Origin of the sequence: Corallococcus exiguus (assembly GCF_009909105.1) — a bacterium.
Lineage (GTDB): Bacteria > Myxococcota > Myxococcia > Myxococcales > Myxococcaceae > Corallococcus > Corallococcus exiguus.
In genome coordinates, this window is sequence record NZ_JAAAPK010000007.1 from 28,121 (window position 1) to 42,304 (window position 14,184).

General features: G+C 70.7%; 8 protein-coding genes. 5 read left to right on the top strand and 3 right to left on the bottom strand.

Translation table 11 applies throughout. From position 1 onward, the window contains the following. Window positions 1-185: 185 nt before the first annotated feature. The gene (locus GTZ93_RS24705; protein WP_139919367.1) at window positions 186-2,009 is read left to right on the top strand and encodes a CotH kinase family protein; all 1,824 of its coding nucleotides are present in this window, start codon (window positions 186-188) and stop codon (window positions 2,007-2,009) included. A 3-nt stretch (window positions 2,010-2,012) separates the two neighbouring features. On the opposite strand, the gene pbpC is transcribed toward GTZ93_RS24705, so the two are convergent. Both pbpC and GTZ93_RS24715 read right to left on the bottom strand, forming a co-directional pair. Beyond that, complete coding sequence (gene pbpC / locus GTZ93_RS24710) at window positions 2,013-4,373, bottom strand: penicillin-binding protein 1C (RefSeq protein ID WP_139919366.1); 2,361 nt, start codon at window positions 4,371-4,373, stop codon at window positions 2,013-2,015. Between the two features lie 5 nt (window positions 4,374-4,378). Next, complete coding sequence (locus GTZ93_RS24715) at window positions 4,379-10,093, bottom strand: Ig-like domain-containing alpha-2-macroglobulin family protein (RefSeq protein ID WP_139919365.1); 5,715 nt, start codon at window positions 10,091-10,093, stop codon at window positions 4,379-4,381. 381 nt (window positions 10,094-10,474) lie between these two features. On the opposite strand from GTZ93_RS24715, the gene GTZ93_RS24720 reads away from it, so the two are divergent. The 4 genes from GTZ93_RS24720 to sthA all read left to right on the top strand — a co-directional run bounded on the left by GTZ93_RS24720 (window position 10,475) and on the right by sthA (window position 13,818). Further along, window positions 10,475-11,206, top strand: a complete 732-nt coding sequence (locus GTZ93_RS24720) for an RNA methyltransferase (RefSeq protein ID WP_120600374.1) — start codon at window positions 10,475-10,477, stop codon at window positions 11,204-11,206. A 94-nt stretch (window positions 11,207-11,300) separates the two neighbouring features. Then, window positions 11,301-11,528: a hypothetical protein gene (locus tag GTZ93_RS24725; protein ID WP_014398446.1), complete on the top strand. Its 228-nt coding sequence runs from the start codon at window positions 11,301-11,303 to the stop codon at window positions 11,526-11,528. A 46-nt stretch (window positions 11,529-11,574) separates the two neighbouring features. After that, a complete protein-coding gene (locus tag GTZ93_RS24730; protein ID WP_126934915.1) occupies window positions 11,575-12,369 on the top strand; it encodes a pseudouridine synthase in 795 nt (264 codons plus the stop codon). Window positions 12,370-12,414: 45 nt separating this feature from the next. Beyond that, window positions 12,415-13,818 carry a Si-specific NAD(P)(+) transhydrogenase gene (gene sthA, locus GTZ93_RS24735; protein WP_139917896.1) on the top strand — a complete coding sequence of 468 codons (1,404 nt, stop codon included), beginning with the start codon at window positions 12,415-12,417 and terminating at the stop codon, window positions 13,816-13,818. Window positions 13,819-13,838: 20 nt separating this feature from the next. On the opposite strand, the gene GTZ93_RS24740 is transcribed toward sthA, so the two are convergent. Beyond that, complete coding sequence (locus tag GTZ93_RS24740) at window positions 13,839-14,177, bottom strand: hypothetical protein (RefSeq protein WP_139917898.1); 339 nt, start codon at window positions 14,175-14,177, stop codon at window positions 13,839-13,841. Between the last annotated feature and the right edge of the window lie 7 nt (window positions 14,178-14,184).

Sequence of the window (14,184 nt, forward strand, 5' to 3'; positions counted from 1 at the left end):
GCAGCCTCACGCGGTCCGGCAGAGGCGCCTGGAGAGGGCAGGCGAGCATTCGGGGAGGGAAAGAGTTTTCCATTCGCTGGGTCATCCAGGGCCATGCGTCGCCCCTGTGGACTTCCTTGCAGGCGACGGGCGGCTCCTTCCGCCTTCCTGGCAGGGAGGCATGGGGCTTGCTCAGCGGTAGGACGATGATGCGCCTACGACTCCTGATCAGTCTCTCGATGCTGCTGGCCGCATGCGGTGCCGGAACGTCGAATCCCGATGACCCACAGCCCTCCGTGACCGACCCCGGCATCACGGACCCCAACACACCGGACTCCGGCTCGCCCGACTCGGGCACCCCGGATGCCGGGGCTTCCGACGGCGGCTCCGTGGATGCGGGCACCGACCCCGTGGATGGCGGGAGCACGGATGCCGGCACGGATCCGCAACCTGTTCCGGAGGTGGAGCGGCCCTACACGCTGCCGAAGCTCCAGACGGCGCTGCCGGAGTACGTGCTGCTCATCCCTCCGGAGGCGATGGAGAAGTTCAACACGGACCCGTGGACGGAGGAGCAGGACGCGACGTTCCAGGCGAACGGCAAGACGCTCCCGGTGAAGGTGCGGCTGCGCGGCGCCTCCGCGCGCTTCTTCAACAAGAAGAGTTGGAACGTCAGCTTCGCGGACAAGGACAAGTTCGAGGGACGCACGTCGCTCAACCTCATCGCCGAGTACGCCGACGCGTCGATGATCGCGGAGAAGATCTCCTACGACCTGCTGGCTGCGATGCGGGTGCCGGCGTCGAAGGCGACGTTCGTGCGGCTCTCCGTGAACGGCCACTACGAGGGCGTGTTCCTGGAGGTGGAGCAGGTCAACAAGGCCTTCCTCAAGGCGAGGCAGTTCCCGGATGACGACGCGTCCATCTACCGCGCGGGATGGAAGGACACGGAGTTCAAGACGTGGAAGGTCCCCTACCAGGGCGACTGGGTGAAGAAGACGAACGAGAGCGAGCCCGACGACGCGCTGTGGGAGGTGCTGGACGTCATCAACCACACGCCGGAGCCGCAGCTGGTGGCCGCGCTGGAGAAGAACCTGGAGATCGAGTCCTACGTGCGCTCCATGGTGTTGGACGCGCTGATGTCCAACAACTACGTGGAGGACTCCGAGAGCTACTTCATGCACGACGACATCACCGGGCGCTGGCGCTACGTGCCCTGGGACTTGAACAACGTGGATGCGCGCTGGTGGCACGAGAACACCGTGGCGGACCAGTCCGCCTCCACGAAGAACATGAAGCACCCGCTGTTCAGCTTCACGCTGCTGGATGGCTGGGTGGAGAAGATGTACCAGCAGCGCAAGTTCGAGCAGGGCAGCTACCCGGGCTATCTGCCGGCGTTCTCCAACATGGGCACGCGCGTGGTGCTGAACCCCGTGCTGCGCTCCCGCCTGGAGGCGCGGCTGGACAAGGCGCTGGACGAGGTCTTCACCTCGGCGGTGATGAACCCGTACATCGACCAGCTCCATGCGTTGATCAACGCGTCCATGCAGCAGGACCCGTACATGGACTACGCGAAGTTCAGCGCGGGCAAGGCGTACATGAAGCGCTTCGTGCAGGTGCGCCGCGAGTTCGTGATGGCGGAGGTGAAGCGGCTGAAGGCGGCGCAATCCACGCTGGTGTTGGAGGCGTTCGACCCGCGCGCGGGCTGGGTGGAGGTGGCCAACCACGGCACGCAGGCCGTGTCGCTCCAGGGCATGACGCTGACCACGAACCTCCGGGTGAACCTGGCGGGCGGTGACTACGCGCCCACCATCGTGAAGGCCCCCATGGGCGCGGTGCTGGGCAACACGACGGTGGCGCCGGGACAGACGGTGCGGCTCACGGCCGCCTCGCTGGGCATCACCTTCCCCGCCAAGGGCGAGGTGGGCCTGTTCGACGGCACATCGGTGGTGGGCGTGAAGGACGCGCTGTTCTACGGCGAGCTGCCCGCGGGCAAGCACTACGCCCGCGGCTCGGAGGGCTGGGAGGTGCGCTAAGCCCTACTGCCGCTCGCGCACCACCAAGGTGCGGCGAGCGGTGAGGCCGCGGTCGTCGGTGACGAGGATGTCGTGCGTACCCACGCTCGGCTTCCACCACAGGCGCTCCGCGGCCTTCGCCGTTCCCAGGACGGCGCCGTCCACGAACCACGTCAGCTCCCGGTCGTGCGCGGCCTCCGCCTCCAGGGGGATCTTCTGCTCCTCCGTGTTCATGCCCGGGATGAGCAGCGCCACCGTCCCTTCCGGCGGCGAGAGGATGGTCGGCGTGTCTCGCTCGCCTCCCGCGACGCAGCCGGGTGCCAGGGGCGGCGGCTCAGGCAACTGACGCTGCTGCTCCGCGAGCCACCGCCGCAGGCTGGACGGCCAGGTCAGGTACACGCGCGACTCCGTCTTGCGCCCGTCCCGGCACCCAGGCCCCACCGCCAGCCCCGTCGTCACGTCCACCTCCACGCGGTGGTGGTACGGACACGGTGTCGTCGGCACCGCCGTGCGCACCGCGTCCACCCGCTTGCGCTGCGTGCACGCGTCCGTGGGCAGGTGCCCCGAATACGCGCAGACCTCCACGCTCACCAGGTCCTTCGGCGGCGCGGCGTCCTCCTCCTGCACCGCCGTGCCTCGCGGGCCAATGCCCTCCAGGATGTCGAACAGCAGCGGGGCCGCGTTCTCCGCTCCCACCAGGTGCACGCTCGACGCGTGGTCGAAGTTGCCCAGCCACACCACCGCCGTGTGCTTCGGACCGGAGCCCGCCGCCCACGCATCCCGGTTGCCGAAGCTCGTGCCCGTCTTCCAGTGCACCCGCGCCGGCAGTCCCGTGAGCCGCCGCCGCTCCGGAAAGTCCGGCCGATCCCTCAACGCCAACGCCTGTCGCGTCAGCCACGACGCTCCCGGCGACACCAACGCCTGGGCCTTCTTCGGCGCCGTGTCCTGCGCCAGCACCCGCAGCGGACGCACCTGCCCGTCCCCCGCCAGCGCCAGGTACACGCCCGTCAACTCCAGCGGCGTCAGCTCCAATCCGCCCACCGCCGCGGACAGGCCGTAGTGCCCCGGCCGTGGATCCAGGCTGGTGACTCCCGCCTGCCGCAGTGAACCCAGGAAGCCCTCGACTCCTATCCGTTCCAGAAGCCTCACGAACGGCAGGTTGAGCGACTGGGACAGCGCGGACTCCATCCGCACCAGCCCCAGGAACCGACCGTCGAAGTTGCGCGGCTGGTAGCCGCCGTAAGCCATGGGGATGTCCGGCACCAGCGTCTCCGGTCCCACCAGGCCCTGATCAATCCCGAGCGCATAGAGCAGCGGCTTGAGCGCGGACCCCGGCGAGCGCGGCGTGGCGAAGCCGATGATCTGTCCGCCGTGCTGGGCATCGAAGAAGTTGAAGTTCCCCACCAGCGCGCGCACCTCGCCCGTCTCCCGGTCCGCCACCACCGCCGCGCCGTTGTGGATACCCTGTCGGTCCAACCGCCGGGCCGCTTCGCCCAGCGTGCGCTCCACGAAGCGCTGCGTGCCCGCGTCCAGCGTCGTCGCCAGCCACGTCTCCCCGGGCCGCTTCGCCTTGAGCCACACCGCCGCGTGCGGCGCTTCCCTCGGAAACGGCGTGAGCACGTCCGGCACCGTCGTCGCCCGCACCTCCGCCAGCACCGTGTCGGACGCGACGCCCTCCACGGCCAGCCCTCCGGACTCCAGGAGCCTCCGGGCGATGTCGTCCCGGGCCGAGCGCAGCCGGTCCTGGTTCTCCGGCGACGGGAAGCGCCGGTTCGGGTTCTGCGGCACCGCCAGCAGCGTGGCGATCTCCGCCGGGCTCAGGTGTTGGGCGGTGTGCCCGAAGTACGCGAGCGCCGCCGCCTCCACGCCCTCCACGTTGCGCCCGTAGGGCACGAACTGGAGATACGCCTCCAGCACCTCCTGCTTGGACAACCGCGCCTCCAACTGGGCGGCGCGGAACGACTCAATCACCTTCGAAGTGAACGTGCGGGGACGGGGCTCCAGCACGCGCACCAACTGCATCGTCAACGTGGAGGCTCCCGACACCCGCCGCCCCCGGCTCAGGTTGAGACCGAGGGCGCGCAGGGCCGCGAGCGGATCCACGCCCGGGTGCTGGAAGAACCGCTTGTCCTCCAGCGCCAGGAGGGCGCGGACATAGGCCCGGTCGATGCGGTCCTTCGGCGCGGGGATGCGCCACCGCTCGTCCGGGGCGAGGAAGACGTACGCGGGCGACCCGTCCCGGTATGCCATCACCACCGAGGGGGGCGCCGCCAACCGGTCCGGCAGCGGCACCCACCAGGCCGCCACGAGGCCCGTGCCCAACAGCACGAGCCCCGCCAGCGCCACCCCTACCCACTTCCTCACGTTGAAACGCACGCGACGCATGGGGCCTAGAGCAGGTCGTCCTTCCAGGGACCCAACACCTGCACCGTGCCCGCGGCATCCCGGGCCCAGAGCGAGGAGTCGTACATCGCCTCCGCCTCCGCGGACGGCAGGGTGAAGCTGCCCGCGGTCACCGCGCGCACCGCGTAGACGAGCTTCTTCGTCTCATGGGCCTGCAGCGCGCCGAACGCCTCCATGCGGTCATCGCGCACGTTCACGTAGTCGGCGGCCCAGAGCGAATCCGCGTCCACCCAGTCCACGCTGCCGCCGCGCCCCAGGCGGGCGTTTTCGATCTCCCAGCCCGCCGGCAGCCGGTCCACCAGCGCGATGTTCTGCACGCGCTCGCCCCGGGTGTTGGTCACCTCCAGCTCCACGTAGATGAGGTCCGCCAGCTTCACCGGCTGCGCCTTCATGTCCAGCGCGGTGCCGTCCAGCGAGCGCCAGGTGCGCTTGAGCGCCAGCCCCTCGCCCCCCACCTTCACCTCGGGCGTGGTGCGCACGCCCTCGCTGTTGAGGATGAGGTACACGCTGCCGCTGCCCTTCTCCTTCAGGTCCAGCGACACGCTGGCGCGCTCACTGGCGCGGGCCAGGGACCACGTGCGATCCGACACGCGCGAGTCCTTCTCCGCGACAGGCGTCACCGTCTTGCCCGCCACCGTGAGCGTGGGCGGCGAGAAGCTGGTCGCGATGCCCTGCAGCCGCTTGCCCAGGCCGGTGATGCCCCAGACCAGCTCCTGCGTGGAGTAGTACGCGGACGTGCGGGACGACAGCGCCGTCGCCACCATGCGCGCCAGGGGCTCCCCTTCCGGCGCGTCGCCGAAGAGGTCCTGGAAGGTGCTGAGCATCATCCCGCGACGGCGCCGGTCCGAGTAGAACGACCAGTTGTTGCGACGGTCATCGGTGACGGTGGACACGTCCGGGTTGCGCAGCTCCTTCTCGTAGCGGCGGTCGCCGGACAGCCACAGCGCGGCCTTGAGCAGGTACAGGTCCTCCTGCTCTTCGCCGCCGAGCGCGGCCTTCTTCGCCGCCGTCTCCAGCGCGCTCACCATCGCCTGCGCCCGCGCCTTGCGCCCCTTGCCCGCCACCGCGAGCACGTAGTGCATGTACGCCTCCGAGTGCTGGCCGTAGTGGTCGTCCTGCCCCACGCGGCCCTCCTTCCGGGTCAGCTCGTCACCCATCCACGCGAGCGCGCTGTCCACGCGGTCGTCCGGCACCGGGTACTTCAGCTTGCGCGCGTCCAGCAGCATGTGCGTCGCGTAGGCCGTGCCCCAGGCCATCGGCTCCGTCTGGCCCGGCCAGTACGCGAAGCCACCCGAGGCCGTCTGCATGGACAGCACCCGGTTGATGCCCGACTGGACCATGTCCTCCACCTTCGCCGTGGAGACCAGCGTCGGATCCACACGCTCCACCAGCTGGCTCACGAACAGCAGCGGGCGGGTGGAGGACGTCGTCTGCTCGATGCAGCCGTACGGGTAGCGCACCAGGTACGAGAGGTGCTGGAGCGACTTCGCGTAGGGATTGTTCGTCACCCAGACGTTGGTGCGCTCCGTGGTGGGCACCCAGCCAGCGAGCAGCGCCTTCAGGTCCGTGGTGCCCTCCGCGAGTTCCACCTGCTGAATCTTGCGCTCACGGGGACCGGCGGGAGACAGCGGCACGTCCAGCTGCTCGCGTGACGTGTAGCCACCACCCTCCACCGTCACCACCAGCCGCGCCGCGCCCACGGACTGCACCGCGCGGCCCTGGAACACGAAGGTGCGGGACTTGCCGTCCTCCAGCTTCGCGCGGCCCTCGCTCTTGCCCTTGAGCTCCAGCGGCGAGCCCACGCCCTCCGGCATCGCGAGCCCCGGCACCGCCAGCGCCTCCGCGGACAGCGACACCTTCACGTCCTGCGCCTTGCCGGACAGGTTGGTGACGAAGACGGGGATTTGGATCTCGTCGTTCTGGGTGAGGAAGCGCGGCAGCGTCGTCTGGAGCACCAGCGGGTCGCGCACCAGCACCTGCGCGCTGGCCCGGCCGATTCGCTTGGCCCCCGCCGTCACCACCATCACGCGCACCGCGCCACGGTACTGCGGCAGCTTGAAGGGCACCTTCAGCTTGCCGTTGGCGGGAACCTCCACGACGCCGCTCCACAGCGCCACGGGCTTCACCGGCTGTACGCGGCCTTCAGCGCCACCCTCGTCACCACCGGTGGAGCTGGAGTTGCCGCCCGGCGGAACCAGGAGCGCCCAGCCCACCGTCTCGTAGGTCTGGATGCCCAGCGCGCGCCGCGTGAAGATCTCCTTCAGCGGATCCGGGCTCTGGAAACGCGTGAGGGACAGGATGCCCTCGTCCACCACCGCCACGGTGGCGAAGGTGGGGCCCTCCACGCCTTCCACCGAGACGTCCACGGTGAGCGTGTCGTTGCTGCGGACCTCCTTGGGCACCGTCAGCGCGACGGCCTGGGTGAAGTCCACCGGCTCCAGCGCGATGCTGCCCACGCCGAAGGCGCGGTCGGGCATGAACGCCTGGGCGGATTCCAGGTGCGGGTCCTTCACCAGGAACGCGCTCACGTACACGTTGGGCGCGTACTCGGACGGCGTGAACGACCAGGACACCTCGCCGGGCTCCACCTGCTTCCACGCGGTGGTGAGCACGCGGTCGGTCTCCACCGTGAAGAGCACGCGGCCCCGGTAGGGCGCCTTCATCTTCACGGTGAGGGACTCGCCCACCTTGCCCTTGGCGGGCAGCGAGATATCCAGCGCCGTGGGCTTCAGGGGCCGCGGCGTCTGGTCCACGCGCGAGCCCTCGCCCCACCAGTAGTAGCGGCCCTCACCCTCGATGGCGAGGTCCGTCTGGGTGTTGCCCGCGCGAGCGCGCACGAGGTAGCCCGCGCCGTCGCGGCCCGGCAGCACCGTGGCGGTGAAGCGGCCGTTCTCCACCTTCACCGTCGTCTCGCCCTCGCGCTGCGGGCGCAGGTAGCGCTGGTAGCGCTCGTAGCCGGATTCCTCGTCGTAGTAGTAGCCGTAGTTCTCCTCGAGCAGCTGGTACTCCAGCTGCACCGTCTTCGGCGCCTTGCCGTCGGTGAAGGGCTGGCCGTTCCAGTCCACCACCACGCCGGTCAGCGTGAAGGGCGTGGCCGCCTTCACCTTCTGCGTGTTGGCCTGGAGGCCCAGGTAGTACGCCTCCGGATGCACGGGCACGGTGGCCTCACCGATGGTGGAGCGGCCGCTGCCGGACTCGAAGACGCTGGCCACCGCGGACAGCCGCGCCGCGCCCTTCATGGGGCCGGAGGCCGCCTGCGCCGGGCAGTTGAGAAGCGCATGCCCCTTGGCGTCGAGCGTGCCCTTCACCTGCACCAGCGTGACGGGCCGGGGCAGGTTGCCGTCCTGGCGCCAGACGCCGTAGGTGTACTGGGCGTTCTGCTTGGGCTTGAAGGCCACGGACTCCAGCCGGCACGTCATCTCCACCGGGCTGCCCTCCGCGGAGCCTCCGAAGAGATACGCGGCCTCCACGCCCACCGGAATCTCCGTGCCCTGCACGTAGCCCGGCGCCGTGGTGCTGGCCGTCACCTTCATGCGCTCCGGGACGAACTCCTCCACGTTCACCGCGTAGGAGGCCAGGTCGCGGTCCGCCACCTTGAGGCGCACCCAGTAGTGGCCCGTGTCCTGGAACGCCGCGAAGGCCTGGTCGAAGGCCACGAGCCCCGCCGCGTTCGTCTTCAGCGTCACCTTGCGGATTTCACGCTCGCGCGGGTCGATGACGCGCACCTCCACCGGCATGCCCACGGGCGGCGCCAGGTTGTCCTGGCCGCGCAGCACCGCGGCCACGTGCGCGGTGTCACCGGGGCGGTACACGCCGCGGTCGGACCAGATGGAGGCGCGGTACGGCTGCTCGGCGCGATACGGCTCGCCCTGCACGTCCGAGTTGGCGATCTCCGTCTTCAGCTCGTCGTACTTGAGGTACGTCAGCTCGTCGCCCTTGCGCGCCACCAGCGCGAACGGGGCGCTCTCATCCACACCGGGCGCGGGGACCTTCAGCTGGCAGCCCGCCTCGCCCTGCGTGGTGCAGCGGGCCACGGTCTGCCCGCTCTTCTTCACCAGCGACACCTCCACGCCGGCCAGGGGCTCCGTGCTCTCCAGGCCCAGGGCCCAGACCCACACCTCGCCGGAGTCCTTGGAGCCCACGGCGGGACCGCCGCGCTTGGCCACGAGGCTCAGGTCGGTGAGCAGGATGCGGGCGGCGGCCTTGTAGTCACCGCGCTCGGCGACGATCTCCACCAGGCCGCGCGTGTTCGCGGGCACCAGCGACGCCACGTCGATGTACGTGGTCAGCAGCGCGTCCGGCGTGGACTTGAGCGGCACCGCCTTGCGCACCAGCACGTTGCTCGTCCGCTCGTCGGCGCTCTCCGAGTAGTCGCTGCCCATCCAGAAGACGAGGTTCTCCGGCGGGATGTTGCGCACCGTGAGCGTCACCTCTTCCAGGTTGAGGTGCTGCAGGGGCAGGTTGCGCCACGCGCTGCGCGGCAGGTAGCGGCCGTTGGCGTTGAAGCGCACCTGGGACTGGCGCGCGGGCACGGAGAAGCCGCGCGACCAGGCGCCCATGAGCGTGCCGCCGCCCACGGAGAGCGTTCCCTCCGCGATGGAGAGCGTGTGCGGGCCGCGCTTGAAGTCACCGAAGATGCGGAAGCCGCGCCGCGACGGAGCCACGGTGAACTTCACCTTCGGCTTGAAGCGGATGGCTTCCTGGGCCACCGCGTCGCTCAGCGAGCAGCCCTTGTTGTCGTCGTTGTAGTAGTACGAGTCCCACTGCTCGTCGGTGGGGCTCGCCGGGGCGTCCGCCGCCACGTCGCGGCAGCTCACCTCGTAGAAGTGGCCGTTGGAGCCCTCCTGGAGGCTCACGTAGGTGATGTCCAGGCGCTTGCCGCCGTTCAGCAGGAGGGTGCCCGTGGCCGCGGGCGCCTGCACGGTGGAGACGCCCCCCGCCGCCGTCAGCCCCTCGCGCAGCGCGAACTGCACCGTCGCACCGGGCTTGAGCTTCGGGTGGGTGAGCGCCACGGACAGCGAGTTGCGCGTGTCCGCGCGGGTGCTCCACTTCACGTCGCTGATGACGGCGTCACCCACGCGGAAGCTGGTGCGGGAGCGCACGGCGGCCAGGTCCACCGGGCCGGAGAAGTCCACGTTCGCCTCCACGCGGTTCTTCAGCAGGTCCATGCGCGTGGGGTAGATCTGGGCGAACTTGAAGGCGTAGGTCGTGAAGTTGTAGCGCCACTCGCGCGCGGACGAAGGCTTGATGATGCCCGCGTCGGTGCTCACCGCGTCCACGGACACCGTGTACGTCGTGCCGGCGGCGAAGCCCGTGGACGGAGTGAAGAGCAGCGACGAGGGGCCCGTCCACCGCAGGCTGCCCCCGACCTCCGGAGACACCGTGACGATGCTGCCGTCGACGCTCTCGTAGCGCGGGCGCACCGGCAGCGCGAACTCGATGACCACGCCCGTGGGCACGGCGTTCTCGCTGGCCAGCTCGTGGATGACGGGCGTGAGCTTCGCGGCCTGCACCGGAGCGGGGGTGGACGGGGACGTCGCGCTGGCGGCGGGCGCCTCGGTGGACGCGGGGGTGACGGGCGGCGTCTTCGCGGGCTCTTGCTTGCAGCCAGCGGCGAGCGCACCCACGAGCAACGCCGGCAAGAGCCAGCGGGCACGGGGAGCGCGCGCGGCCTTCGGCGGGACAGCGGACTGCGGGGACATGTTTCCTCCAGGAGGTGGCGGCGGAACCGATTTCATGCCGCGTGCCGCGCGTGGGGCTCTCGGAGGCACACGGGAAGTGCGGCCCGGCGACCACGTGCCGGCGCTCCCCCATGCGCGTCCGCGGGCCCACAGGGTGTCCAGGCAGCCACACTCGCGGGTGGCCTCCGGACGCGCGGGACGCGGGATTTCGCGGTGCAGACTGGCGGTGAGACACCTCGGCGGTCAACTGGGGTCCCTGCCCGCCGGGACAAGCCCGGCGCTCAATGGGGCCTCTGCCCGCCGGGACAAGCCCGGCGCTCAATGGGGCCTCTGCCCGCCGGGACAAGCCCGGCGGTCAACTGGGGTCCCTGCATGGCGCATGGGGCGGTAGGGTGCGCGGCCATGGTGCTGCCCGTCCGATTCGTCCTCATGCGCCCGCGCAACGCGGAGAACCTGGGTGCCGCCGCTCGCGCCCTGAAGAACTGCGGCCTGTCCGACTGGGCCTGGGTGACGCCGGAGGTGGAGGACCTGGGACCCGCCCACCGGCTCGCGGTGCATGCGGAGGACGTGCTGGGTGGGGTGAAGCGGCCGGACACGCTGGACGCGGCGGTGTCCGACTGCGTCTGGGTGGTGGGCACCAGCTCCCGCAAGGTGGAGGGCAAGCGCCGCCTGTCGCCCCGGGCCGTGGGTGAGGAGTTGGTGGCGAGGGCGAAGCAGGGGCCGGTGGCGCTCGTCTTCGGGGATGAGAGAAGCGGCCTCACCAACGCGGAGGTGGAGCGCTGCCACGACCTGTCCGCGGTGCCCACCGCGCCGGAGCAGCCCTCCATCAACCTGGCGCAGGCGGTGCTGCTCTACGCCTACGAGGTCCGCATGGCGCACCTGGCGGACACCGCGCCGCCGCCGGGTCCCCTGCCCCTGGCCGCCACGGACGCGGAGCTGGCCCGGGTAGAGGCGACGCTGGAGGCGCTCCTGGGCGCGGGCGGCTTCCTCGTGGACGAAAAGCCCGGGCGCACGGCGGTGCGGGACCTGGTCGCGCCCCTGCGCCGCTCCCGCCTCACGCGCAACGAGGCCCGGCTCTGGCTGGCCGCGCTGCATACCGTGCGCAAGCATTTCCCGGGCAGGGACGACCCCTGAGCAGGCAGGGGGACACCCCACCCCTCGCGGCGGGATGCCCGCGCATCGCTACCTTTCCTGGAACGACCGAAGCCCTCACGGAAAGGAGCACCGCGTGAACCACATGCCCTACGAGTCGATGATCGTGGGAGGCACCGAGCCCGGCCCTGGCCGTCAGGCGCCAGCCCACGAAGAGGTCTTCGAGGAACCTGGCCGCACGCCCGGGACGGCGGAGGACGGCGGGCTGGAGGAGGAGTCCCACCGCATGGCAGACGGCGACGAGCCGGGCCCCACGCCGGGCTCCGCCGAGGGCGATGACCCCGACGAACCGGTCCGCCACTAACTGAAGGACACGCCGCCGCCTCAAGCGCGGCTACAGTGCCGCGCCCATGCCTCGCAAGCCCGAACGGCCCCCCAAGTCCCCGCCCCGCCCCAACCGCTGGGAGGGCAAGGAGAAGCCGGACTGGCTCTCCCGCGCACTCGCCCGCGCGGGCGCCATGCCCCAGGACGAGGCCGACGCCGCCATCAAGGCGGGCCGTGTCACCGTCAACGGCCGCGTGGCGACCACGCCGCTGACGCCCGTGCCTCCTGACGCCGTCATCAAGGTGGACGGGCACCCGGTGCGCAAGGGAGCGCCCACGCACGTGCTGGCCTTCCACAAGCCCGCGGGGGTGCTGACCTCCACCGCGCGTCAGCACCGCACGGGCACGGTGTTCGAGCTCCTCCTGCCCCAGCTGCCCCTGGAGCTGAACCGCTTCACCTGGCACGCCGTGGGCCGGCTGGACGTGGACACCACGGGCCTGCTGCTCTTCACCAACGACGACAAGCTGGTGGCCCACGCCACGTCCCCGGAGACGAACCTGCCCAAGCGCTACGTGGCCACGGTGTTCAGCACCGCGGACGACGCGAAGGTGGAGCCGCTGCGCCAGGGGATGATGCTGGATGACGGCCCCGCTCGCCCCGCAGTGGTGCGCGTGCGCGACGAGCACACGGTGGAGGTGATCCTCACCGAAGGCCGCCACCACCAGGTGAAGCGCATGCTGGGCGCCGTGGGGCTGCCCGCCCGCGCGCTTCACCGGGAGGCCGTGGGCGACATCACCCTGGATGACATCCCCGAGGGCGGCTTCCGCCTCCTCACTGACGAGGAGGTCCGCGAGAAGCTGAATTACTCGGGCCGGGACTGACTTCCCGGTGCCCTGGCCCCCCGGGGTGGGGTTAGGGTGCGGCCCATGGCGGACTTCGACCTGGTGGTCATCGGATCAGGCCCCGCGGGTGAATGGGGCGCGGTGCAGGCCTCTCTCGCGGGGAAGCGGGTGGCGGTGGTGGAGCGGGAGGCGGTGCTCGGCGGCACCGCGGCCAACACGGGCACCCTCCCCTCCAAGACGCTGCGCGAGACGGCACTGCACCTGTCCGGCTTCAAGGCGCGCGGCCTCTACAGCGTGGACGCGACGCTGCGCCACGAGGCCACCGTCTCCGACTTCCTCTTCCGCGAGCGCCGCGTGAAGCAGATGGAGCGCGAGCGCATCCACAAGAACCTCCAGCGCCACGGCGTGACGCTGTTCCAGGGCGCCGGCTCCTTCGCGGACGCGCACACCGTCGCGGTGAAGCGCGACGGCGCGGAGGTCGCCCGGCTCACCGCCGGCACCGTCCTCATCGCCACCGGCTCCAGCCCGTACCGCCCGCCGCTGTACCCTTTCGGCGACCCGCGCGTGCACGACTCGGATGAAATCCTCGACATCACCACCCTGCCCCGCACGCTGGTGGTGGTGGGCGGCGGCGTCATCGGCTGCGAGTACGCGTGCATGTTCGCCGCGCTGGGAATCCCGGTGACGCTGGTGGAGGTGAAGAACGAGCTCCTGTCCTTCCTGGACGCCGAAGTGGGGCAGGTGCTGCGCGACTGCATGGAGACGCTGGGCGTGCGGCTGCGCCTGGGCCAGACGGTGGAGTCCGCGCACGTCCCGGAGTCCCACGAGGAGCCCATCCGCCTGAAGCTGTCCACCAGCGAGGTGCTGGAGGCGGATCAGGTGCTGGTCGCCTCCGGCCGCACCTCGAACACCGCGGGCCTGGGCATCGAGGCGCTGGGCGTGAAGCAGGGCAAGCGCGGCCAGATTGAAGTGGGGCTCGCGTACCAGACGGCCGTGCCGCACATCTACGCGGTGGGGGACGTCATCGGCTTCCCCGCACTGGCCTCCACGTCCATGGAGCAGGCGCGCATCGCGGTGGAGCACGCGTTCGGCCCGGGCAAGCGCACGCTCACGCCCATCCTGCCCTACGGCATCTACACCATCCCGGAGGTGTCCATGGCCGGCGACACGGAGGAGTCCCTGCGCGCGCGCAGCGTCCCCTACGTGGTCGGCCGCGCCACCTTCGAAACCAACCCGCGCGGGCAGATCATCGGGGAGCGGCAGGGCCTCTTGAAGCTGCTCTTCCACCGCGACGACCTGAAGCTCCTGGGCGTGCACGTGCTGGGCGAGCAGGCCTCGGAGCTGGTGCACGTGGGGCTCACCGCGCTGCTCACCGGCTCCACCGCTCAGCTCTTCGTGGAGACCTGCTTCAACTACCCGACGCTGTCGGAGGCCTACAAGGCCGCCACCTACGACGCGTTGGACCAGGTGCGGGTGAGCAGCACCTGATCCGCCTCGGCGGCCCGCGCCTAGCGCGAGTCCTTGAGGCTTCCCACCGTGAAGCCCGCCTCGCGCTGGGCTACCCGGTTCACGCCGTCCGCGGACACCCGGGCCAGCGGGGGCGCGGCGGCGGGCGATGGGGCCTTCGAGGCAGAAGCCTTGGGGGCGGGCCCCTTGGACGCGCCGCTCTGCCCCTGGGCGCCCTGGAGCAGCTCCCGGATGCGCTCCCAGCGCACCTTCTCCTCCGCCACCAGCCGCACCAGCTCCTCGCGGGCGGAGGCGTCCGGCAGGTCCGAGGCGGCCGCCGCCACCTTGTCCATGAAGGGCAGCAGGTATCCGAAGTCCCGTTCGAAATTGGGGGTCGCCATGGGGGGC